Source organism: Pleurocapsa minor HA4230-MV1 (assembly GCA_019359095.1).
GTDB lineage: Bacteria > Cyanobacteriota > Cyanobacteriia > Cyanobacteriales > Xenococcaceae > Waterburya > Waterburya minor.
Window position 1 is genome coordinate 475,339 of the sequence record JAHHHZ010000036.1, and the last position, 22,984, is coordinate 498,322.

The window sequence follows — 22,984 nt, forward strand, 5'->3', positions numbered from 1 at the left end:
CGATCGCAGCAATAATAATAACCGATCGCCAATCGAGGAAATGCTATATCTACAATTGAACTCGCCAATTCTTGGGTAAAATTAGTTACTTATTTAAAAATTTAATGATGAGAAATTCCCAAATGCGATCGCTACTCAAGATTGCCAATGCGATCGATAATCTTACAGAAAAGCTTGGCTGGTTGCTTAACTGGTTGGTTTTATTAACTGTCGGCGTGGGTTTTTATAACGTTATAGCTCGTTATTTAGGACGTTTTATCGGGGTGCAGTTATCATCGAATGCCTTAATTGAGCTTCAGTGGTATTTATTTTCGATCCTTTTTTTAGCAGGATTTGCTTATATTCTCAAGCACGGGGATAATGTACGGGTTGATTTTTTATACTCTAATTTCAGTTTGAAACAGCGATCGCTGATTGACTTTTTAGGTACAGTTTTATTTTTAATTCCTTTTTGTGCGATCGGTATCTGGGTTACATTTAATCCAGTTTTGCAATCTTGGGGATATTTACCCGATGGCAGTTGGGGGAGTTGGGAAATTTCCCCCGATGCTAATGGCTTGCCCCGCGCTCCAATTAAAACTATGATTCCTGTTGGTTTAGGGTTATTGCTCCTGCAAAGTATCTCTCAAGCGATTAAGTATTTAGCTGTTTGGTTGGGATATGAGCAAGTATCCGACCGAATAAATTTAGAAACTTCCGAGCATACTAATATTGAATAAGCTGTCAGGTATTTACAGCAGTTTTCGATTGAGTAGACACATTAATTTATTGAAGTAATGGGTAATGGGTAATGGGTAATAGGTTCTATCCAACTGAAATTCGCTGTAATTTGTTGATTGAGATTGACGGGGAGATAGGGAAATAGTTTATTGTTTCAGATCATAATACACAATTTAAATGCGTACAAGCTTAGGAGAAAAGGATGGGCTTTGAGTGGCTAGCAATTGCAATGTTTTTGGGCTTCTTCATCATTTTGATGAGTGGTTATCCTGTTGCCTTTTCTTTTGCTGGTACGGCGATCGTTTTTGGCTTGATTGGGATGGCAGTAGGCGCATTTGATATTCATCGACTATTGCTGTTGCCCAATGTTTGGTTTGGCACGATGTCTAACTTTACGCTACTGGCTATTCCCTATTTTGTCTTTCTCGGTGCAATTTTAGAAAAATCAGGCTTGGCTGAAGAATTATTAGAAACTATTGGGATTGTTTTAGGCAGATTGCGGGGTGGACTTGCCTTAGCAGTAGTTTTAGTCGGAACTGTTCTAGCTGCAACCACAGGAGTAGTAGCAGCGACGGTGATTGTCATGGGAATGTTATCTTTGCCCATTATGCTACGGTATGGCTACGACAAAGAACTAGCTTCAGGAGTAATTGTCGCATCGGGAACTTTGGCTCAATTAATTCCCCCTAGTATAGTTTTAGTGATCCTCAGCGATCAAATTGGGGTTTCTGTAGGGGATTTATTTTTAGGCGCATTAATCCCAGGTTTGATGCTTTCAGGGGCTTATATGCTCTATATAATCGCTTTGGCGATCGTTAAACCCGAACTAGTGCCAGCCTTACCTGCCGATTTGCCGATTCCTAAAGGTATTGATTTAGTGGCACAAGTAGTCAAAGCGGTTGTACCAGCATTATTGTTAATTTTTGCAGTTTTAGGCAGTATTTTCTTTGGTCTAGCTACCCCTACAGAAGCAGGAGCGGTAGGAGCGGTAGGAGCTTGTCTCTTGGCAGCACTAAACAAACGTCTGACTCCGCAACTTTTAACCAATGCAGCACACTCTACAGCCATTATTACTGCTTTGGTCTTAATGATTTTATTTTGTTCTTCTTTTTTTAGTTTGGTATTTGATGCCCTGGGAGGCAAAACTTTGATTACTAGTCTCCTAACTAGTGTACCTGGAGGCTATCTAGGATTTCTAATTGTCAGTAATTTAGCAATTTTTGCTTTAGGAGTATTCCTCGAATTTATTGAAATTTGTTTTATTGCGATGCCGTTATTCGTTCCTGCTGCACAGGCTTTAGGAATCGATATGGTTTGGTTTGGCGTGGTAATGGCAATTAATTTGCAAACTGCTTTTATTTCTCCCCCCGTCGGATTTTCTTTGTTTTATCTCCAAAGTGTTGCGCCTAAAGAAATCAGTACCATTGAAATTCATAAAGGTGCAATTCCTTTTATGGTTTTACAATTTATCGTTTTAATTATTGTGATTGCTTTTCCCCAAACAGTACGCTGGTTAGTCGATCTTTCGGCAGTTACAGGAGCAACATAAAGAGAAATAGTACTACCTACTCTATAGTTGGTAACATAAACAATAAATATAAACTAACTGTTTTATCCCTATCCTGACCCAGTATGACTACTGACTTTCTCGGCCATCTTAATCCTTCCCAACGCCTTGCTGTAGAGCATTATTGTGGCCCAATGTTGGTAGTTGCAGGGGCAGGTTCGGGCAAAACCAGAGCATTGACTTATCGTATTGCTAACTTGATTCGTAATCGTCAGGCAGATCCAGAGCATATTTTGGCGGTTACCTTTACCAATAAAGCTGCACGGGAGATGCGGGAAAGAATTGAATATATTTTCGCCACGGAGTTAGCCTTAGAACAGCATGGTCAACGGCTGGAGTTTTTAAGTGAGTACGAGCAAAAAACATTAAAGTCTAGAGTATACAAAAGGACGACTAAAAAGCTGTGGATTGGTACTTTTCATAGTCTGTTTGCTAAGTTATTGCGCTTTGATATTAATAAGTATCAGGATGAGCGGGGGCGTACTTGGAAGCGGAATTTTTCTATATTTGATGAGTCGGATGTTCAGAGTTTATTTAAAAATATTGTTACCAAGGAATTAAATTTAGATAGTAAGAAATTCGATCCGCGCAAGATTCGTTACGCCGTGAGTAACGCCAAAAACCAGGGTTTGACTCCCAATGATTTAGCCAAACAAGATCCTGGTTATCGTGGTCGCGTGATCTCAGAAATTTATAATGAGTATCAATCTAGGTTAGCTGCCAACAATGCCTTAGATTTTGATGACTTGATTTGGGTTCCTGTCAAACTATTTCAGCAGAACGAATCTATCCTAGGCTATTGGCATATGCAGTTTCAGCATATTTTAGTAGATGAGTATCAGGATACTAACCGCATTCAATACGATCTAATTCGCTTGCTGGCAACTAATGGTGAGACTAATAAAAAAGAGTGGAATTGGAATAGGCGATCGCTTTTTGTGGTGGGAGATGCGGATCAATCGATCTATTCTTTCCGTCTGGCTGACTTTACCATCCTGTTAGATTTTCAGCAGGATTTTGGGGATGGTTTGCCCGATGAAGATACCCGCACCATGATTAAGCTAGAAGAAAACTATCGTTCCCGTGAGAATATTCTGCAAGCAGCCAACCATTTAATTGCTCACAACAGCCAGCGTATTGATAAGGTTCTCAAACCAACCAGAGGAGTAGGAGAACAAATATTTCTCTATAAAGCCGATGAGGAACAGCAAGAGGCGCGCTTTGTCGTGCAGCAGATGAAGCAGATTAAGGAAAACAACCCCGAAATAGATTGGGGTGACTTTGCGATTTTATATCGCACCAACGCTCAGTCTCGTCCTTTTGAAGATTTACTACTACACAATAATATTCCCTACAATATCGTCGGCGGTTTAAAGTTTTACGATCGCAAAGAAGTCAAAGATGCGATCGCTTATTTACGCATTATTGTTAATCCTGAAGATACCGTAAGTCTGCTGCGAATTATTAATACTCCCCGTCGGGGTATTGGTAAGACTACTATGGACAGGCTGATGGATGCTTCTCAACAGATGGGTATTCCCCTCTGGGAAATAGTTAATGATGAAACCTCCGTAAACACGATGGGGGGACGCGCTGCTAAAGCTCTAAATCAGTTTGCACACATGATTCAAGAGGCTAAAGATCAGCTAGACAATTTGACGGCGACAGAAGTATTGAGCTACATCATGGAACAGTCGGGTTACGTCAAAGAATTACAGCAGCAGGGAACAGATGAAGCCGATAATCGGATTGCCAACATCTACGAGTTATATAATGCGGTGCAGCAGTTTCAGGAAGATAACGAGGAAAATAGTTTAGAAGCATTTCTCGCCAGCGCCTCTCTTTCCTCAGATTTAGATGATTTAAACGAAAAACAGCAAAAAGTCTCGATGATGACGCTTCACGCTGCCAAAGGTTTAGAGTTTCCTGTAGTTTACTTGGTTGGTATGGAACAGGGTTTATTACCCCACAACAGAACTTTAAACGATCCGTTGGAAATCGAAGAAGAACGTCGTTTATGTTACGTTGGCATCACCCGCGCTCAAGAACAGCTATTTTTAACCTACACCAGAGAGCGTCGTCTGTGGGGCAATAGAGAACCTGCGGTATCTTCTCAGTTTTTACAAGAGCTTCCAGAAGAGTTAATTGATAGCAACATCAACGTAGCCAGCTCCCATCGTACTCGCATTCGTGCAGAAAGAACCTCTCAAGCGATAGATATCGACTGGAGCGTAGGCGATCGCGTTTTACATCATGAATTTGGTGCAGGAGAAATTACCCATGTTCTAGGCAGTGGTAAGAAAGCCACCTTAGCCGTCAAATTTCTGAGTATGAATGTGACGAAGATTATTCCTAAAATTGCGCCGATGGAAAAAGTGGAATAGGACTTTTATGAGGTTGAACTGGAAGCTTTCGCCTACACTCTATCTCATGATTTACGCAATCCAGTTAGATCAAGTATGGATAATGACTTTAAATAGAGTGATTCTCCAAGTCCCCAAGTCCCCGACGCGAAGGACGGACGCGCCAGCTAATCCTTTAGGACGAGCTTGCGAGCTAATGGTAAACCATACCGCTTCGCATATCCTTTAGGGCTAGTCCTAAATTAAAACATTTAACTGTTTATCCGAACCTAATATTAGTGGATTGCGTGGTTTCAGTGAAATCCTACAAGTCAAATATTCCCAGAAGCTAGACCACGAGGGGCAAGACTTTATTGCTCAAATTCAAAAGGCAGTTCAACGCATTAACGCTCAAATAGAAGGAATGCTTGAACTACATCGTGCCAAGCATGTAGAAATTAAATTGCAGACTGTCGATCTTAGTATCATCGCCAGTGAACCAGAGCGCTCTGTGGAAGTTGCGATCGCAGAATCTATAACTGCTTATGGAGATCCTGTATTGTTGCAAGTTGTTTTAGAAAACTTACTCTCTAACGCTTGGAAATATTCGGCTAAGATCATTCATTCGCGGATTGAATTTGGTTATCTCAAAAATTCTGCTGTCTTTTATGTTCAGGACAATGGTGCAGGATTTGATATGAAACAAGCAGATGATTTATTCCTCCCCTTCAAGCCTTTGCATTCCAACAAAGAGTTTGTGGGTACTGGGATTGCTCTGGCTTCAGTCGCTCGAATAATTGCTAGACACTCAGGAAAGATTTGGGCAAAATCTTCCCCTAATCAAGGTGCAACCTTCTCCTTCACTCTGTCCACTGTTAGCTGCGTAATCTAAAGGTATTTTTACAGGTATTTCCCTTCAGTATCAGGGCTTTCCATCCGTGGTAAACCCATGCTATAGTTACGCACTCTTGCACCCAGGTTATAGCTAAGTTCACCATTAAGCAATAAAGAGCGAATAAAATGCTCTAAATCTGAACCAATACGACGCAGATTATATTCACTCAAATCTTCGCCATTATTTTGTTCTACCAATGCATCAAACTGACGATAAACCTTCTGTAAAGTGTCTTCATTCCAGCTAAACTCATTGTCTGGGTCAATATCTAGAGTTAAGACTCGATCGCTTGGGATTAACTCATTGCCCTTGACTTCGGCACTATAGAGACGGACATGACGGGTAGTTGATTTTACAAGCATAGTAACAGTACCTAAGGAATAATTTTGTGAATGCAGGGAGTTAGGGAGTTAGGGAGTTGGGGAGTTAGGGAAAGTAAAGTTGACTTGTGATCCCCATATCCCCATATCCCTAATCAACAAGAGTGCGTAACGTCAGTTACTAATTACTTTATGAATTCCCACCTTATTATCGTAAATTACTTATAAGCTTTAATGCACTCTTCAACTAGAGGGGTAACTGCATCAACGTCTTTCCAGCCTTGGATTTCGGTAACTTTCTTTTCCAAGTTTTTGTAAGTTCTGAAAAATTCGGCAATCTCTTCTAAGCGATGAGGCGCAATATCTTTTAAAGACTTAACTTCATTGTAACGAGGATCTTCGGCTGGAACACAGAGAATTTTTTCATCGCGATCGCCACCATCAATCATCAACAGCATCCCAATCGGTCGAGCAGCAATTACACAGCCAGGAAAAGTTGGCTCATCCATCATTACCATACCATCTAAAGGGTCGCCATCATCAGCTAAAGTATTGGGGACAAAACCATAGTCGTAAGGATATTTAACTGAGGCAAATAAAACGCGATCTAAGGCAAAAGCGTTCATGTCTTTGTCAAATTCATACTTGTTTTTACTCCCACCAGGAATTTCAATTAGAACATTAATGATGCCAGGTTTAGGCTGAGCAGGAATAAGAGATAAATCCATAAAATTCTCCAAATACTAATTGATTTATTTACAACAATGATTAAGCTGAGTTACTTAGAACCCAATCAAACCGCCATGAAAATTTTACCTGATTAACTAACCAAATCTAAATAAATCTAAATCCAATTTTGGGCGTGACTATTTCTAATTGCTTCTAATTTGAGTAATATTTCTTTTTGGCGATCGCCTTCTACTTTAGTTAATCTTGTACAGTAAATTAAAGAAGATGAGCTACTTCAAACAAATATGGTTAACCTTGGTTCACTTCCTTTGACAACTGCTACTAATCCTGACGATAGTTTCGCTATTACGATTGCACCCTTATCTTTGACAGAAGTATACGAATTGGCAGATGATGCAGCTAACGGCGCTGTGGTGGTTATGAGTGGGACGGTGCGTAACCAAACCGAAGGCAAGGCTGTCGAATATCTTGAATATCAAGCTTATCAACCAATGGCGATCGCTGTCTTTCAGGCGATCGCTGCTCACATCCGTAACCAATGGCAGGATACTAACCGAATTGTGATTCATCATCGGGTAGGTAAACTCAAAATTGGTGAGATTAGCGTGATTGTGGCGGTAGGTTGTCCTCATCGTGGGGAAGCTTTTGCTGCCTGTCGTTATGCGATCGACACTCTAAAACATAATGCACCCATCTGGAAAAAAGAGTTTTTCCGCGAAGATGACGGCACATCTCACAGCACTTGGGTATCTATTGGCGCTTGCGAAGAGTAATTATAATCGCTTTGAAGCTAAATCTGGGAAAATATTTCTGCTTTGATTCATTTACTGACTGGGTTTTAAGACTCCTAATATCATAATGGTTTGATACAGTCAGGACGATCATTTTTTGGACTATTGACCGTTTTACTGACTTGGTGCATTTGCAGTTCGATTTCTGGCAAGGATTCAATTAATTCTTTTCTTCCATCAAGCTCTCCCAACCAAAGATCGTAATACTCCGATGGTATAATCACTGGCATTCTATGATGAACTTCAGCAATCACGCTTTTAGCCTCAGAAGTTAGAATCGTACAGGATAAAAGCTGTTCTTCTGTCTCAAGATTGCTCCAAGTTTCCCAGATGCCAGCGATCGCGAACAAAGGTTTATCTTGATAGAAGTAGTAAGGCTGTTTGCCCTTCGACCACTCATAAAATCCAGACACGGGAATCAAACAGGGACGCTTTTTAAAACCATCTCTAAAACTGGGTTTTTCTTCAACTGTTTCCACACGAGCATTAATTAGATTACTCTTCCAAGTATCCAGACTCTTGACCCAACTGGGAACTAAACCCCATTTCACTAGATCGAGAAAGCGTTGATTTTTTTCATTTTGCTTGATTATTAAAATCGATTGTGACGGAGCAATATTATATCGAGAGGAAATAGATTGATTCACTTCCACTTTAAATTGTTGAGCTAAATCAAATGCTGTTGTATCGAGAGTAAATCGTCCACACATAGCTAATCAAATGTAAATAACGACAGTAACTCCATCTAGTATAAAAATACTGTTAGCTTAATGAATCTAACGATTGGCTGGAGTTTCACTACTCAAGCTGGTAGACCTCGTAAGAATCAGAAGACAACCAGCCGTTATTACTAAATTTAAACTCGTTTAAGTCTTAATCAGGAGCGCGATCGCTATAAAGTAAAATTTACGAATCGTTACAATATCCCAAATCGGCAGCAAATACAACTAATTTAATTACTTAATCTTGGCACAAGTTTGATTGGCAACCTTGGCTTCTTCTGTGGCAGATGTTGTAAGCAGAGAATGCTCGCGCAAACGATCGCAAGCTAGTTGTAACCAAGTTGAAAAATTACCCCCCTGCCATAACCGTATTGTAGTATCCCAACTGCCACTGACAATTTTTTGCCCATCAGGACTAATGGCAACAGAACTGATTGGAGTTTCATGTCTTTGTAATGGTTGACCGATCGCTTTGCCTTGTTTGTCCCATAATCGTAGCGTGCGATCGCGACTACCACTCACTATGTATTCTCCATCAGGACTAAAAGCAACTGAGGTAACAGCACTGCCATGTCCGATAAAAGGCTGACCGATCGCTTTACCTTGTATATCCCACAATCGTAGCGTGCGATCGCGACTGCCACTAACTATGTATTCTCCATCAGGACTAAAAGCAACTGAGTTGACTATATCTGGATGTCCGTCCCAGGATTGACCGATTTGGTTGCCTTCTAGATCCCACAGCCGAATCGTCTTGTCGTTACCACCACTGATAATTTGTTGCCCGTCGGGACTAAAAGCAACGGAGAAAACAGCCGTCTCATGCCCGATAAAAGGTAGAGCGATCGCCTTGCCTTGTTTATCCCACAATCGTAGAGTGCGATCGCGACTGCCACTAACTATGTATTCTCCATCAGGACTAAAAGCAACGGAGGTGACAGCGCTACTATGTCCTTTAAAAGAATCACCGATTTGGTTGCCCTTTAGATCCCACAACCGAATCGTCTTGTCGTTACCACCACTGATGATCTGTTGTCCATCGGGACTAAAAGCAACGGAAGTGACAACTTTATCATGCCCGATAAAAGGCTGACCGATTTGATTGCCCTTTAAATCCCACAACCGAATCGTCTTGTCATTACCACCACTGATGATCTGTTGTCCGTCGGGACTGATGGCTACAGCTAAGACTTTATCCTGATGTCCTACTAAAGTGCGATCGCCTAGGAAATCGGCTTTCTTCCACAATCGAACTGTACTATCTTCGCTACTACTAACAATAGTTGCCCCATCAGGACTAAAGGCAACAGAATAAAGATAATATTCGTGTCCGATTAGCGGTTGACCGATTTGATTGCCTTTTAGATCCCACAACCGAATCGTTTTATCATCGCTGCCACTTAAAATATATTTTCCATCAGGGCTAAAAATAACTGAACGGACAAAATCTTCGTGTCCAATAAAGGATTTGCCGATCGCATTACCCTTTTGATCCCACAATCGGATCGTATTATCGGCACTACCACTGGCGATCGTTTTGCCGTCTGGACTAAAAGCGACTGAGAAAACGTGGTCTTGATGACCCACAAAGGGCTGAGCGATAAGATTACCCTGTTTGTCCCACAGCCTAATTGTGTTGTCGTCGCTGCCACTGGCTATATACTGTCCGTCTGGACTGAAGGTAACAAACCAAATTTTCCCTTGATGACCATCAAAGGGTTGACCAATTTGGTTGCCTTTTAGATCCCATAACTTCACTCTGTGATCATCGCCGCCACTGGCTATATACTGTCCATCAGGACTGAAGGCGACTGACAGCACTCTACCCTGATGACTTTTGAAGCGCTGAACGATATTACCCTGTTTATCCCACAGCCTAATTGTGCTAATTGTGTTATCACCACCGCCACTAGCTATATATTGCCCGTCTGGACTGAAGGCGACTGAATGAACAAGACTTTGATGACCCTTAAAGGGTTGACCAATAGGATTACCCTGTTTGTCCCACAAGCGCACTGTCCCGTCATCAGCAGCACTAGCAATAATTTGACCATCAGGACTAAAAGCAGCTGACCAAACTGGACCTTGATGCCCTCTCAAGACATTGCGTTCTATCGGTACGTTGATCGCATCCCGTAAACTAGAGCGTACTTGGGGTAAAATCTGGGCGAAGCGATCGCCAAATCTGTCTCTACTCTCGCCATTAAGGGCTATGGCCTTAACTACCCCCTCTACAGGGTTGACACTCAGCAGATTGCTCGCTTCCTGTGCCTGTTCGCTCAGCTGTAAGATGCTTCTCTGCCGTTCGGCTTGTTGCCACTGCATACCTGCCAAAAGTGTGAGTCCAGCAAAAACGACAGATATGCTAGAAATTGCTATGAGTAGCTTCTTTCTGCGTGCTTCCTCTACATGGAGAAGGCGATCGCCTTCTGCTAGACTGGCATCGATAAATTCACTTTCCTCTGGTCTTAAGCCACCAATGTTTTTAAAAGTATCTTTTTGTCTAAAATCTACCACCTGAGCTAATCGAGAGCCTTTCAAGAGTTCATCCTGAGCTTTAAGCTCATCTTTTGAGCGAATTTTTTGCCACCGTCTTGTCTCACCAGCTAACCAATTTTTGAGAATAATTGCTTCTTTTTCTTCTTCAAGCCAGCATTTTAGCTCATTCCAAGATGAGAGTAAGATTTCATGGGCAATTTCTACAGTTGCCGATTGTTTTAGGGGCTTGCTTTCAATCACTGGCAGTCCTTTTATGCTTGAATATTCGCCACTACTAACATTACTAACCAGCAACTTTTCTTCAATAAATTTATTGAGGATCTTTTCTACTGATTCACCGACAAATTCATCTCGATAAGCCCGTCTGCTAACTGCTTTCCTGACAGAATTGTTGTCAACAATATTTACCAGCTTCAAAAATATTTGCTTGGTAGCTGTCTGTTGGTCTTGGTTCAAATTGCTGTATATTTCGCCGATCCGCTTTTGCAGCGCCCCTCTTATCCCCTCCAACGCTGCATAATTTTTCTTGTTTAAGGTACGGTCTTCGATATTAGGACGACCATCAGCACCGAAAGATTGACATTCACTTTCCCAAAGCAAATTTAGGGTGTACTGCAATAGGGGAAGATAACCTTTTTGTCCTTCAACTTCCTGGATAATTTGTTCAACTAACCCTTTTTCAAACATAACCCCATGCTTAGCTGCTGGTTGCTCGATCGCCTGTCGTAGTTCATCTGGGTACATCTCAGTCACCAGATGAATATTATTTTGATTGGCAATATTACCTAGATCGGGATAGAAACTCAACTGTTCCAGAAAGTCAGACCGCATTGCCAGTATAATCTTGATCGAATTATTACCCGACTTGGCAACTTGAACCAGACCTGAAATAAAGTTTTGGCGTTTGTCTAGATTGTCACAAATAGTGAACAACTCCTCGAATTGATCGACAAAAATGAGCCATCGTTCCCCATCCTGCCTTAAGGTACTAATCACTCTAGCTAGGCTATCTGTCTTTGCTTCCAGGGCAATCTCAGCTTCTGCTTTATTAAAGCTATAGTCCTTTTCTTCGCTGAGTAGACACCGATATAGAGAATCAAAGGGATCTTGATTGGGCGTAAAGATGAAGTCATAAAATGTTTGAGACTCCAGAGATTTCTTCAACTCAGGAATTAACCCAGCACGCACGACAGAGGACTTGCCACTTCCAGAAGCCCCTAACACTAAACTCAAGTTGCTGCGATTCACCGCCTCGAATAATCTGGCAATTAACTTATCTCTGCCAAAAAAGCGCTCTCTGTCTTTAAAGTTAAACCTTTTGAGTCCCTGATAAGGTGAATTTTTATTCAGTTCTCGCTGGGTGACCACCTCAACCGAAGACTGGATGATCTGCGTCTCGATGATGTTCTGAACTGGCGCAAAGGTCAAGTCACGCCCAACGTTAGCATTTTTAACCAAGTTATCTTGTGCTTGAGATAACCTTGTTAAAGCTAACTTATCACCGCACTTCACACAGAACTTTGTGTTGGGAAGATTTTGATGCAGACAATTAGGATTAGGGCATTGGCTCACAACTCGACCTCACCTAGATTGAGTAATCCTCGTCCTATTTTTGCCAAAAGTTGAGACCAAAATAACTTCATGATTCTATTTCCTTAACTCTTGCTTCCGTCTTGAACTGGTTTAAATTCAAAATTTCCACCAACATTTACACCGCTCACCTGGTTGGTTTGAGTTTGATTGATCATCGCCTGTCCACCAGGCTGTTCTTTGATCTGGTCGAGTAAATCTTGAACTAACTTGCGAATCTCAGGGTCATCATTGACCTTAGAGATTTCCACTTCTTCTTGTAATGTGGCTTTGCGCGCTTCCGAGTCTGGCTTCTTTTCTAATTTATCGACGGCATCAACCAGATCGCTTTTGTCGCCAAACTTTTTCTTCATAGCGTCTTTAAGCGCAACATAACAGTCTTTGCACGCATCGTTAGCCAGAGCAACCACAATTGCAGTTGTAATAGGGTCCATTGTTAATTCCTCAATAATTAGTAATGTGTGTAATTTTTAAACGTTATTTAAAAGGCATTTTTGCCAGAGCAATTTAGCCGATAAATTCAAAATTTTTCAGGCCTACGGCATCTGTTTTCAACCAGAAAACGCCACCAGCTTGGGGATACTGAGCTAATACAGCTTCATCCATATCTTTTCTAGCTGTTGTTATGTAAAGCTCATTCAGGTTTAGACCGCCAAATGTGCAAGACGTAACATTAGGAGCAGGGATAGGAATACTTTGCAGCAATTCCCCAGTGTGAGGATTCCAGCGAGTGACTTTAAATCCCGCCCACAATGCTACCCAAATCATGCCTTCTCGATCGATCGCCATGCCATCGGGATATCCCCTTAAGGTATCTGGGATGGTAACTACAACTCTGCGGTTACTAATGTTTCCCGTCTTGAGATCGTAATCGAAAGCAAAAACGTTTTTAGTCGGAGAATCGATCAGATACATCGTCGAATAATCTGGACTCCATCCCATCCCATTAGAAACGGTAAGATCGCCCCATAATCGTCGAACTGTTAGATTGCGATCTAAGGAATATAACGATCCAGCTTCCTGAGCGGCTTCTTCCTCTTGATCTCTATGCATTGTTCCTGCCCAAAAACGCCCAACTGGATCGCATTTACCATCGTTAAATCTATTCGATGGCAGATCACTCTCAGGAGACGCGAGATATGTAAGTTTTTCTGTTTCTAGCTCCAAAGCAGCCAAGCCGTTTTCTAAACCTAAAACAACACCACCTGATTTTCTCGGAACAACGCAACCAACTAATTTTCCTAGTTCGATTGTCCGATTGGTTTTAGTTTCAGGCTGATAAACGTGCAATTGTTTTTTTTCTACATCAACCCAATATAGTAATTGCTTTTCCTGATGCCAACAGGGGCATTCTCCCAGCAAAGCTTGTGATTCAATAATTAATTCTGGTTGAGCAGTCATGACACTCCTTTCTCATTCTGGGCTAAGAGTTTTTTAGTTACAGTCGCTGTAAGACGACAAATCCATTCGCGGGAATGACAACATAAATTTGACCGTTACTAGCAGAGATAGATCCGCTTAAATTGCCGATACTATTGCCCCCATAAGGTTCGGCATCACTGTTAAAAATCTCGCGCCACGTACCATTGACCAGGCGAGAATTCTCGATCGCATATCCCGAGCTAAAAGGACTATTATTGAGACTTGCCACCACTAGCAACTCTTGAGAATTATCCCAGCGCCTAAAAGCGATGATTCGGTTGGCATTGTGAACATGGATGATGTCAATCTGGTGCGATCGCAATCCCGCATGTTCTAACCGCAGGCGAATGATATCCTGATAAAATCTAAACAGCCTCCGACCTTCTCCTTGACGCTCCCCTAAAAGATCTTCCCTGTTACTCAAGAAATCTATGTAGCGGTAAAATCTCTGGGCGCCAATCTCCTCACCCATCATAAACATAGGTGTACCCGCAGCAAGCATCGTCATGCCACAGGCAAAGCGACAACGTGCTTCAGCAATACGGCGAGTTTCTCCAGTCAGGGGGGCGGAATTGACCGCTGCTGAGATAGTTCGTCTAGAGTTTTGCGAGTTACCAGCCTCATCATGAGATTCATGATAGACTACCTTGCGATCTCCAGATGCTGCCAGTGCGCCAGCAAAGTAATCCATTGCCAAGGGTTCGTTGCCACCGTATCCCACCGTCGTAATTAATCTGGCGTACTGTGTTCCTGCTTGAGCATCCCCGACAAGATGGTGGTAAAAACTAGAATACCAAGTGGCATCGAATCCTAAACCGCCATTATCCACAGGCTCGGTAACCCCATCCCAATCGGAATGATCTTCTGCCATCAGCATCACGTCGGGACGAATCAGCTTCATGGTTCGCGTCCATTCTCTGAGGAACTTCGCCCCAAAAACATTGACATTATCAGTTCTCCTGCCATCGGCATGAAGCACATTATATAAATGGATCGAAGCCGTGGCATCGACTCGAAATCCGTCTACGTGAAATTCTTCAATTAAAGTAGCAGCACTACTGATAAACATTTTGCGCACGATCTCCTCATAAAAGCGAGGAGCATAGCCTGTAGAATAGTTATCTATATAACCGCCATCTGGCTGCGGATAGCTACTAGAATTACCCTCATACCAGTAATAAATATTTTGTTCGGGAACGTCCGAGTCGTAAGCCCATTCCGCACGCCCTGCGTCTGGAGAATAGTGATTGTAGACAACATCAAGAATCACCGCGATTCCTTGACGGTGGCAGGTTCTAACAAAATGCTTAAGTTGGTCTCTACCGCCAGCGCTGTATTCCAGGGCGAAGTAGTGAGAAGTTTCATATCCCCAATTAACCTCATCTCTAAATTCAGATAGGGGCAGAAGTTCGATCGCATTTACACCCAAATCAATTAAATACGGTAATAAATCGATCGCATCTTCAAAGTTGCCTGGTCGATTTTGACCACTGCCGAGAGCGCCGACATGGAGTTCGTAGATCACCAAGTCTTCCACACGACGGGGTACGGGGCGATTAGGATCGAATTCGTTTTGCCAGAATTCAGCCTCTGAGATAAATACCTGTTGCGATGAGAATTCCTCCTCAAGCTCTCTAGTTATTGTTTCGGTATCGATGACTACCGAGCAGCTAACCGAGCCGTCAAGCTGCCGATAATCGCCAGAGTAAGGGGGGTGTTCTGGATTGGCAGGGTTAATTCTACCTTTCCCCATCTGACAGCGAGAATAGATATCGGTTTTATAGGCTACCTGTCCGTCTGCTTTAGTTACTCTGAACATATAGGGCAGGCGATCGAAGGCAGTAAAATTAGCTAGAGGTGCTGCGCCATTAGTTTGCCAAGTTCCATCCCCTAGGCGAGACAGTGATAGTCGCGGACGGCTAGTATCCTCTCCCACGCCAGTATCTGCAATGTAACCGCTCGATTGACCGAAGACAACTTCCACATTTCGGGCATTGGGTGCCCACACGGCAAACTGAATCCCTGGTTGAGGTGTGCCATTATAAGATTTTTGCGCTCCCAACCGACGGCAATGAGTCAGGTAGTAGCTTTCTTGTTGGATTGCGCTATTTGGAGCCTGTAGGATAAGAGTGCGATCGCGTTCTGTAGAATTAAGATCATTCTCTTCGGTCATTATGCCCCAGAGATTATTTCCTGCTGGTGCATCTAAGATCACACCCCAACGAAATTGTTGACCGATTTGTGAATCAGCTAAATTTACGGTCGCCGTAAAACAAGGACAACCATCTTCACCAGTTGTCTGTTGCATTGGTAAAGATGTCCACTGGTCAGAATAGCGTCCATTGCTATCCCAAGTTCCAGTCAAGCGAACGTTGTTAATAAACGATCTTCTTAAGCCTGTAAAATAGGTAAATTGAACTGTAGCCATGATTTAAATTTAAAAGTTGAGCAAAGGTAATAAGTAATAAGTAATGGGTAATGGGTAATGGGTAATAGGTGATAAAATTTCAGCGGAATTAAACTGTTTACCACAAAGTTATTTTTGAGAATTTGATCAATTGGATTGGTGCAATCGGTATTGGAGTTTGCTATATTCCCGAGAAGTAAAGCATCTGTAAGCTAAGAGCTAAAAGCTAAAAGCTAATTTTCATCGATGAATCCCTGAGAGATTTCCACAATTCTGCTGTCAGGGTCGGCAATCCAAACCGTGCGCCAGCCTGGGATATAGTCATCAAAGTTAAGGGGGCCGAGGGTAATTTTGGCATCGTTCCCCATCTCAGCTAATTTGGCATCTACATCATCAACTTTGAAAGCTAGATGACGCACTGAAGGAAACTGATAACCATCATTTATCGCGGGAGCAATGGGTAGTTTTTCGGTTGCTTGAAACAATTCAAAATAGAAAGCACTATCGCCCATTTTGATAAACACAATTTGACTGCCGTCTGGCAGTTTTGCCACCCTCGCCCGTTTAAACCCAAAGTGTTTGCTGTAGAATTCTTCAGTCGCTGTCTGGTCTTGGCAGGTTAGTGCTACTTGCGAAAAAATTTGTAAAGTCATAATTCACCTGTTTAATAGCTTTTAGCCGTTAGCTATTAGCTCTTAGCTTAAGTTTTCGGTTAGTATTGTTAGTCTGATCAATCTGATAAACTGTGCTGTTGTTTAATTAAGTCCGATACCTTTTCGGCGATCGCCAAGATACCTGTATGACAGTTACCCGAAGGCACGACAGGCATAACACTGGCATCGGCTACCCGTAATCCTTTTACGCCATAAACCCGCAGATGGGGATCGACAACTGCTAAGCGATCGCTGCCCATTTTGCAAGAACCCGCTTGATGGTGGTAGGTATCTGCTCTTTGCTTGACAAATGCCCGTAATTGATCGCGATCGCTAACGTCTGAACCAGGTAGCAGCTCTTGCTTTACCCAACCAGAAAAAGCTTTAGTCGCAAAAATATCACGGGCAATTTCGACTCCTTGAACTAACCTTTCCAGGTCGGATTCAACTCCCAGATAGTTAGGGTTAATTAAGGGTTTATCTAAGGGATTATTACTTGCCAAGCGTATCCAGCCGCGAGATAGGGGACGAACAACACCAGGTAAAATGCTGATGGCATTGGGATAGTTTTGACCAACAATTACATCAAAGGGAACGTGGACGAAAGCAATCTGCAAGTCTGGGCCAATCCAACCAGGTTCGGATTTACAGAACAAGGCACTTTCGGAAAGATTTTGATTTGGTGGTGGTACGGGTTGAGCAGTTTCGGCAATGACACCAACCAAGACGTGATTGTGAAAGTTTTCACCGACACCAGGGAGATCTGCCACCACAGGAATATTAAATTCTTGTAAGTGACTCGGATTGCCAATTCCCGAAAGCAACAGTAGCTTAGGTGACTCGATCGCACCGCTGCAAACAATAACTTCACAGTTAGCCTGGGCGGTTTTAAGTTCGCCATTTTGTCTATACTCCACCCCTGTACAGCGATCGCCAAAAAACAACAACCGAGTCGCCTGAGAATTGGTACTAATAGTTAGATTTGGTCGCTTTAAAATTGGATTTAGGTAAGCAACGGCAGTACTTTGACGCTTGCCATCCTTAATGTTGACATGATGCCAGCCTGTCCCTTCCATATTGGAACCGTTGAAGTCTGGCGTATAGGGATGCCCCAGTTCTAGGCAAGCTTGAATAAACGCTTCCGAAGTCGGATTCGGGTTGTGCAATTTGGCATTGGCAACATATAACGGCCCGCCTTTCCCTGCCCAAGGACTGGTATCATCTTCTTGATCTTCCAGTTTTTGGAAATAGGGCAAAAGATCTTGGTAAGACCAGCCAGGACAGCCATTATATGCCCAGTTGTCGTAATCCGCTTGATGCCCTCGGATGTGCATCATGATATATAGATTGCTGCTGCCACCTGGAATTTTGCCTCGCGGTTCGTGCGTAATTCGCCCATCTAAACCAGGTTGAGGAACGCTGGTATAGTTCCAGTCCACTTCTGAACCCAATAAGCTTGGCCAGGCTGAGGGGTTAGAAACATTCGGCGGAATTTCAGGATTGCCAGCCTCTAAAGCCAGCACTTTCACTTCTGGATTTTCAGTGAGTCGGTTAGCCACAACTGCACCAGCCGAACCAACTCCCACAACGATAAAATCAAATTCATTCATATAGATACTCTCTACTTTTGATAGCTAAGAGCTAATTGAATTAACTCGCGTTCTGATTGACAAAGGGATCGAATGGTCTAGTGTCGTGGAAGTTTGCCATGTATGCAATCTTGCCGTTTTCAATGCGAAAATAGTTGGCAACATCTGCCTCTATTGGTACGCCACTAGCATTAGCCGCCGAAATGTGAGAAACAACGCAAGCTTCTTGACCATTAATGACAATTTTTTGGGGTTGATTTTGGAAGCGCGAATAGCCTGTTTCAAGTCCGCCAATTGCACCTCGTAAGATTTCAATTCCTTCTAGATGACCTGCTAATTGCTCATCCATGACCATGTTGTCCGCGAATAGCGATACCCAGGTATTCCAATCCCCTGCATTAGCAGATTCGTAGTATTTGTTGATGATGTCTTGAGTGTTCATAAATGCTCCTTAGTAGTTTGTGAATTTGTGGATTTTTAACAGTTATTTGAAATTTAAAGGTTGGGGAATCCTGGTAGGGTAGTCAAAGAGTCGACGATGTAGGTGACGATCGCTGGTTGTTGAGTCTGGGGCGATCGCACTACCACCCATCTTTGAGCTGCATCAAAGGCTAATCTTTCACTTTTTGGGGCTGGTGCGTTCCAGCGACTAGCTTCCCAGCGTACGACTAGTTGCACATCAGCGAGATTACACCCATTCGAGTGCAAGCCCTTCGGGTATCCTAAAGGACTAACTTCGTGTCGCGCTTCGCGATCGCCATCGATTGTAATATCTAATGTTTGTAAAGTGTGTACTTCATCAAAGAAGGTGTGAATTACACGGTCATACCAAGATCTGAATCCATCTAGACCGTGCAGGGTAGTTTCTGGTAACTGCATTTCCAGAGTTTCACCTGCTAATAAGGGTAAAACCTCGGCAATGGGTGCATGGACATCTAATTTTAGATACCAATCGTCTACCAATTGTTTAACTTCAGACTCAGTCAGAGTGGTTAGTGTGTTCATGTTTTTATCAGCGAATTAAACTGGTTGTAATCTTAGTGCCACCACTAATTAGGTCTTTCACCATCTCGCTGTTGATAAAAGCGTGGGGAAATCCTAAATCGATTTGGCTGACACCATCCAAATAGTCCATATGTTCAGGAGAAAGAGTGAAATCTAAACAACTCAGGTTATCTTCAAGCTGTTTAATCGTTCTAGCTCCAATAATCGGCACAATATTACTGTTTTTTTGCAATAACCAATTCAAGGCAACTTGAGCAGGGGAACTCCCGATCTCTTGAGCTATTTTTTGCACTGCATCAGCAATACGAATATTGCGATCGTCGAGCTTGTCGGTGACCCAATTTCCTCTACCACCCTCCATGGCTACCTCGGAATTTTCCCCTGTCATCTGAGGAGACTTACTGTACTTACCAGTTAGTAGACCACCAGCTAGAGGAGACCAAGGTAGAACGCTAATATTAAGTTCCTGCGCCATGGGAATTAAATCTCTTTCTGGAGTTCTTTCAATCAAGTTGTATTCAACCTGCATGGCGATAAAAGGATTCCAACCTTTAAGATCGGCGAGAGTATTCGCTTGAGCAACTTTCCAAGCAGGAGTATCAGAAATTCCTAAATAAAGTACTTTTCCAGCTCGTACTAAATCGTCTAAAGCACGCATGACCTCTTCAATCGGCGTTCTAAATTCCCAACAGTGCAGCCAATAAATATCGATGTAGTCGGTTTTCAGACGTTTAAGACTAGCTTCTACAGCCTGAATCAAGTTTTTGCGGTGATTTCCGCCAGCATTAGGATCTCCAGGATAAGTATTAAGACTGTATTTCGTCGCTAATACTAAATGCTGCCGATTTTGACCAATAAATTCACCCAGAAAAGATTCACTAGTTCCATTAGTATAATTATTGGCTGTATCAATAAAATTCCCACCACGCTCCATATACAGATCGAAGATCTTGCGGCTCTCTTCTCGGTCGGCTCCAAAATTCCAATCAGTACCAAAGGTCATTGTGCCTAGGCAAAGTGGCGAGACTCGCAAGCCACTGCGACCAAGTAATCGATAATTGTGAAGTTGAGTTAGTTTTGGTAGCTGCATATTTATAGTTGCCATAAAAAATTACCAAGCTGATTTAACTAATGGAGGAACTAAACCAAGTTGCTGTACTATGGTCAAACCATCTGAGTTGAACCAACGCTGCATTAATTTGCCGTTAGCAAGACGGAACATGGCGATTCCCTTCCAGGTCAGTTCGTTACCAGTTGGATTAACCCCAAGCCATTCCCCTTGATGGGTGCAGCGCATGATCCCGCGCACTCCCACCATGTCGTCTTCGGCAATCATTTCCTGAATGCTGACATGAAGATCGGGAAGAATCGAGCGAGTTGCGATAATTCCTTGCTTAATTACCTCGCGACCCTGGGGACTGCCGAAAAGTGCTTCACCGCGATCCTCAAATTCCTCATCCATGATTTCGTCTAGCAATTCCACTTCACCGTTGTTCATGACTTCTTCATAGAAACGGCGGACAATAACTTTGTTCTCTGCTACTGACATTACCTATCCTCCTATCATTGGAACTAACTCAAGTTGTTGCATCATGCCTAGTTCATCTTTAATTCCCCAAAGTTCTACGATCTTGCCCTCGTTAAAACGGGCGATCGCCGAGGCTGTCCAGGTAATTTCTTTCCCTGTGGGAGCCGCACCGAGCCACTGTCCTTTGTGAGTCGCACTTGTTGTTACATAACTGACCACCTTATCTTGCTCGGCAAATATTTGCTCAAGAGTAAATGTGACATCGGGAAAGGCAGTGCGAAACGCCGTAATCAGTTTTTTAATTGATTCGCGACCGCGTCCGAAGGGTAAAAGGTCGTCACCGTGGAGGATCAAATCGGCGATCATCAACTCATCGAGTGTGTCCATATTCCCTTGACTGAGTGCTTCAAAAAGACGGTGAATAGCGTTCTTGTTCTCTTCTATTAACATTGCCTATTTTCCTTATGTGTGCTGAACTTACTGGAATGAGCATCGTCTCAAGCAGTTGCTTAAGCGTCTGTCATTTTTAAGCTGGCTAATCTGACCGTCGTTTAGTGATACCTGTAAAATAACTACCGTTACTTGGCACTAGGTCGGCGACGACAAAGGCATATTCCAAGGCACGTTTAATGCCGTTGACCACCTCGGCCTCGGTGATCACGAAAACTACGCCGCCACCAGCAACCGTACCAGTGCCATTTCCATTCACGGTATAGATCCCTTGGTCAGAGCCAGTAACGAATGCCCGTTCGCGGAACGACCCGACCTGGACGTTGGAAATATTGGATTCGGAGAACCCACCGTTACCGTCATAGGTTAGGATGCCAAACCCTGCTCCTGGAGTCTGACCACCTCGCCCAACCGCAGCTCCAACGTATGTACCACTAAGGCTGGCGTTGGTGAACTCACCATCCTTCGGTAAACGTTTTGCGATCGCTGTGAATAGATTTCCTGTCACTGGCTCCAACTGCCGTAGGACAAAAGAGAATTCCTGAACAATTTCTGTGCCGTCGAGGTGGTTAGTTTTGGCGATCGCCAAGAGTATTTCTGGATCTGTGTCCTCGGCTGAGCGAGTATTGCCAGTGCCGTTCTCGTTGACGGTATAAGTTCCTTTAACAGGGAGTTCTCGAAACTTCCGTTCTCCGAACTGGTCGCCAGGCAAGTTCTGCCAAGTGAATCCCGTGACCTTTTCTTGACCATCGAAGGTCAGAAGACCAATCGAGGACAAAGGAGACTGACCTCCCCATCCCGTACCGCTGAAGGCGTAAGTTCCTTGTAGATTATAATTAGTGAACATTGGTTGAGATTCCATCACCAGCCTCTTTTGTAGAACATCTCACGCCAGTCTCTTGGTCACGAAGGTCGTCACCAGGTTTCCTGTTGGCGGCAGCAAATCATTAGTGACGAAGAAATACTCCAAGCAGACCTTAACGCCATCGACCACATGAGCTTTGGTGACCACCAGAACAGCCTGACCGTTTTGACCGATGATGGTTCCTGTTCCGTCCTCTTCTACGGTATATCTACCTTCGGGGGTATCGAAGGTGACTGAGCGTCGCTCGGAAAACAGATTAGCTGGCAGATTTTGGATATCTACCGCAGTGAAGCCACCATTACCGTTAAAATTGACTGCACCAACGCCGATGGCTATGGCTGGAGTCTGGTTACCACGGGCAATACCAGGCCCGCCATAAGTGCCTTGAAAGCTGGCTAGCGAGAACTTTCCCCCGTCTGGATGTCTGGTTGCTGAATACATCATTAAACTCCCCGAAGCAGGGTCTACGGTATTCTGCATCAGAGAAAGTTCTTGGGCAATCTTGACGCTGCCGACCAGTTCGGCTTTAGTAATCAAAAAGATAGTTTCTCTTTCACTGCTAGAACCGTCAGACATGGTTGAGATTATCCTGGTTGAGCCATACCCAGACCCATCTTGATCGACTGTGTAGGTTCCCTGGAAAGAGGATTTGACCAAAAGTCTGGCATTAAAGTCAGTCCCTGGTGCATTTGTGATCTCCGTTCCAGAAACGTTGCCGTATCCATCAAAGGTAAGAACGCCAACCGAAGCAGTCTGTGTCTGCCCGCCCCGACCGATACCAACTAGCCCATAAGTGCCTGCCAGACTAGCATTGGTAAATTGTTCTGATATGGTGGACAACATAGATGTCATAATAAATCTCTTTCCTTATATTTGTTCGTAACGTAAGCTCAGGTCTTTCTCTTTATTTCTTTTGTTGATGTTTGGTA

At 43.2% G+C, this 22,984-nt stretch carries 21 protein-coding genes; 5 read left to right on the forward strand and 16 right to left on the reverse strand.

Annotation, left to right across the window (positions count from 1 at the left end):
- Positions 1 to 122: 122 nt before the first annotated feature.
- The 4 genes from KME09_26125 (at position 123) to KME09_26140 (ending at position 5,521) form a co-directional block, all read left to right on the forward strand.
- Complete coding sequence (locus KME09_26125; GenBank protein ID MBW4537418.1) at positions 123 to 719, forward strand: TRAP transporter small permease subunit; 597 nt, start codon at positions 123 to 125, stop codon at positions 717 to 719.
- A 203-nt stretch (positions 720 to 922) separates the two neighbouring features.
- On the forward strand, positions 923 to 2,269 hold the full coding sequence (locus tag KME09_26130; protein MBW4537419.1) for a TRAP transporter large permease subunit: 1,347 nt from the start codon (positions 923 to 925) through the stop codon (positions 2,267 to 2,269).
- Positions 2,270 to 2,352: 83 nt separating this feature from the next.
- Positions 2,353 to 4,671 (forward strand): DNA helicase PcrA, encoded by a 2,319-nt coding sequence (pcrA, locus tag KME09_26135; protein MBW4537420.1) that lies wholly within the window; start codon positions 2,353 to 2,355, stop codon positions 4,669 to 4,671.
- A gap of 262 nt (positions 4,672 to 4,933) precedes the next feature.
- Positions 4,934 to 5,521 (forward strand): hypothetical protein, encoded by a 588-nt coding sequence (locus tag KME09_26140; protein MBW4537421.1) that lies wholly within the window; start codon positions 4,934 to 4,936, stop codon positions 5,519 to 5,521.
- A gap of 8 nt (positions 5,522 to 5,529) precedes the next feature.
- Here the strand turns inward: KME09_26140 and KME09_26145 are convergent, their stop codons facing one another.
- Together KME09_26145 and KME09_26150 are read right to left on the reverse strand one after the other, a co-directional pair.
- Positions 5,530 to 5,886 (reverse strand): NAD(P)H-quinone oxidoreductase subunit M, encoded by a 357-nt coding sequence (locus KME09_26145; GenBank protein ID MBW4537422.1) that lies wholly within the window; start codon positions 5,884 to 5,886, stop codon positions 5,530 to 5,532.
- A 176-nt stretch (positions 5,887 to 6,062) separates the two neighbouring features.
- Positions 6,063 to 6,572, reverse strand: coding sequence for an inorganic diphosphatase (locus KME09_26150; protein ID MBW4537423.1), 510 nt, complete (start codon positions 6,570 to 6,572; stop codon positions 6,063 to 6,065).
- A gap of 246 nt (positions 6,573 to 6,818) precedes the next feature.
- On the opposite strand from KME09_26150, the gene KME09_26155 reads away from it, so the two are divergent.
- Positions 6,819 to 7,307, forward strand: a complete 489-nt coding sequence (locus KME09_26155; GenBank protein MBW4537424.1) for a molybdenum cofactor biosynthesis protein MoaE — start codon at positions 6,819 to 6,821, stop codon at positions 7,305 to 7,307.
- Positions 7,308 to 7,387: 80 nt separating this feature from the next.
- Here KME09_26155 and KME09_26160 read toward each other — a convergent pair whose 3' ends face one another.
- The 14 genes from KME09_26160 to KME09_26225 form a co-directional block, all read right to left on the reverse strand.
- Entirely contained in the window at positions 7,388 to 8,035 is a 648-nt protein-coding gene (locus tag KME09_26160; GenBank protein MBW4537425.1) for an SOS response-associated peptidase, read from the reverse strand.
- 246 nt (positions 8,036 to 8,281) lie between these two features.
- Positions 8,282 to 12,118: a WD40 repeat domain-containing protein gene (locus tag KME09_26165; GenBank protein MBW4537426.1), complete on the reverse strand. Its 3,837-nt coding sequence runs from the start codon at positions 12,116 to 12,118 to the stop codon at positions 8,282 to 8,284.
- A gap of 83 nt (positions 12,119 to 12,201) precedes the next feature.
- On the reverse strand, positions 12,202 to 12,570 hold the full coding sequence (locus tag KME09_26170; GenBank protein ID MBW4537427.1) for a hypothetical protein: 369 nt from the start codon (positions 12,568 to 12,570) through the stop codon (positions 12,202 to 12,204).
- Between the two features lie 73 nt (positions 12,571 to 12,643).
- Positions 12,644 to 13,537 carry an SMP-30/gluconolactonase/LRE family protein gene (locus tag KME09_26175; protein MBW4537428.1) on the reverse strand — a complete coding sequence of 298 codons (894 nt, stop codon included), beginning with the start codon at positions 13,535 to 13,537 and terminating at the stop codon, positions 12,644 to 12,646.
- A 37-nt stretch (positions 13,538 to 13,574) separates the two neighbouring features.
- A complete protein-coding gene (locus KME09_26180; protein ID MBW4537429.1) occupies positions 13,575 to 15,986 on the reverse strand; it encodes an alpha amylase C-terminal domain-containing protein in 2,412 nt (803 codons plus the stop codon).
- Positions 15,987 to 16,198: 212 nt separating this feature from the next.
- Positions 16,199 to 16,618, reverse strand: a complete 420-nt coding sequence (locus KME09_26185) for a VOC family protein (GenBank protein ID MBW4537430.1) — start codon at positions 16,616 to 16,618, stop codon at positions 16,199 to 16,201.
- Between the two features lie 77 nt (positions 16,619 to 16,695).
- Positions 16,696 to 18,228, reverse strand: a complete 1,533-nt coding sequence (locus tag KME09_26190; GenBank protein MBW4537431.1) for a GMC family oxidoreductase N-terminal domain-containing protein — start codon at positions 18,226 to 18,228, stop codon at positions 16,696 to 16,698.
- 40 nt (positions 18,229 to 18,268) lie between these two features.
- Complete coding sequence (locus KME09_26195; GenBank protein ID MBW4537432.1) at positions 18,269 to 18,649, reverse strand: nuclear transport factor 2 family protein; 381 nt, start codon at positions 18,647 to 18,649, stop codon at positions 18,269 to 18,271.
- Between the two features lie 53 nt (positions 18,650 to 18,702).
- On the reverse strand, positions 18,703 to 19,212 hold the full coding sequence (locus tag KME09_26200) for a hypothetical protein (GenBank protein MBW4537433.1): 510 nt from the start codon (positions 19,210 to 19,212) through the stop codon (positions 18,703 to 18,705).
- Between the two features lie 7 nt (positions 19,213 to 19,219).
- Entirely contained in the window at positions 19,220 to 20,302 is a 1,083-nt protein-coding gene (locus tag KME09_26205; GenBank protein ID MBW4537434.1) for an aldo/keto reductase, read from the reverse strand.
- 21 nt (positions 20,303 to 20,323) lie between these two features.
- A complete protein-coding gene (locus tag KME09_26210; GenBank protein MBW4537435.1) occupies positions 20,324 to 20,761 on the reverse strand; it encodes an ester cyclase in 438 nt (145 codons plus the stop codon).
- Positions 20,762 to 20,764: 3 nt separating this feature from the next.
- Positions 20,765 to 21,190 carry an ester cyclase gene (locus KME09_26215; protein ID MBW4537436.1) on the reverse strand — a complete coding sequence of 142 codons (426 nt, stop codon included), beginning with the start codon at positions 21,188 to 21,190 and terminating at the stop codon, positions 20,765 to 20,767.
- Between the two features lie 85 nt (positions 21,191 to 21,275).
- Positions 21,276 to 22,052, reverse strand: coding sequence for a hypothetical protein (locus KME09_26220; protein ID MBW4537437.1), 777 nt, complete (start codon positions 22,050 to 22,052; stop codon positions 21,276 to 21,278).
- A gap of 24 nt (positions 22,053 to 22,076) precedes the next feature.
- A complete protein-coding gene (locus KME09_26225; protein ID MBW4537438.1) occupies positions 22,077 to 22,907 on the reverse strand; it encodes a hypothetical protein in 831 nt (276 codons plus the stop codon).
- Positions 22,908 to 22,984 lie beyond the last annotated feature (77 nt).

Bases quoted from the DNA above. Each gene is read 5' to 3' on its own strand.
- KME09_26125 (MBW4537418.1), top strand. From the start codon at position 123: ATGCGATCGCTACTCAAGATTGCCAATGCGATCGATAATCTTACAGAA.
- KME09_26130 (MBW4537419.1), top strand. From the start codon at position 923: ATGGGCTTTGAGTGGCTAGCAATTGCAATGTTTTTGGGCTTCTTCATC.
- pcrA (MBW4537420.1), top strand. From the start codon at position 2,353: ATGACTACTGACTTTCTCGGCCATCTTAATCCTTCCCAACGCCTTGCT.
- KME09_26145 (MBW4537422.1), bottom strand. From the start codon at position 5,886: ATGCTTGTAAAATCAACTACCCGTCATGTCCGTCTCTATAGTGCCGAA.
- KME09_26150 (MBW4537423.1), bottom strand. From the start codon at position 6,572: ATGGATTTATCTCTTATTCCTGCTCAGCCTAAACCTGGCATCATTAAT.
- KME09_26155 (MBW4537424.1), top strand. From the start codon at position 6,819: ATGGTTAACCTTGGTTCACTTCCTTTGACAACTGCTACTAATCCTGAC.
- KME09_26160 (MBW4537425.1), bottom strand. From the start codon at position 8,035: ATGTGTGGACGATTTACTCTCGATACAACAGCATTTGATTTAGCTCAA.
- KME09_26170 (MBW4537427.1), bottom strand. From the start codon at position 12,570: ATGGACCCTATTACAACTGCAATTGTGGTTGCTCTGGCTAACGATGCG.
- KME09_26175 (MBW4537428.1), bottom strand. From the start codon at position 13,537: ATGACTGCTCAACCAGAATTAATTATTGAATCACAAGCTTTGCTGGGA.
- KME09_26180 (MBW4537429.1), bottom strand. From the start codon at position 15,986: ATGGCTACAGTTCAATTTACCTATTTTACAGGCTTAAGAAGATCGTTT.
- KME09_26185 (MBW4537430.1), bottom strand. From the start codon at position 16,618: ATGACTTTACAAATTTTTTCGCAAGTAGCACTAACCTGCCAAGACCAG.
- KME09_26190 (MBW4537431.1), bottom strand. From the start codon at position 18,228: ATGAATGAATTTGATTTTATCGTTGTGGGAGTTGGTTCGGCTGGTGCA.
- KME09_26195 (MBW4537432.1), bottom strand. From the start codon at position 18,649: ATGAACACTCAAGACATCATCAACAAATACTACGAATCTGCTAATGCA.
- KME09_26200 (MBW4537433.1), bottom strand. From the start codon at position 19,212: ATGAACACACTAACCACTCTGACTGAGTCTGAAGTTAAACAATTGGTA.
- KME09_26205 (MBW4537434.1), bottom strand. From the start codon at position 20,302: ATGCAGCTACCAAAACTAACTCAACTTCACAATTATCGATTACTTGGT.
- KME09_26210 (MBW4537435.1), bottom strand. From the start codon at position 20,761: ATGTCAGTAGCAGAGAACAAAGTTATTGTCCGCCGTTTCTATGAAGAA.
- KME09_26215 (MBW4537436.1), bottom strand. From the start codon at position 21,190: ATGTTAATAGAAGAGAACAAGAACGCTATTCACCGTCTTTTTGAAGCA.
- KME09_26220 (MBW4537437.1), bottom strand. From the start codon at position 22,052: ATGGAATCTCAACCAATGTTCACTAATTATAATCTACAAGGAACTTAC.
- KME09_26225 (MBW4537438.1), bottom strand. From the start codon at position 22,907: ATGACATCTATGTTGTCCACCATATCAGAACAATTTACCAATGCTAGT.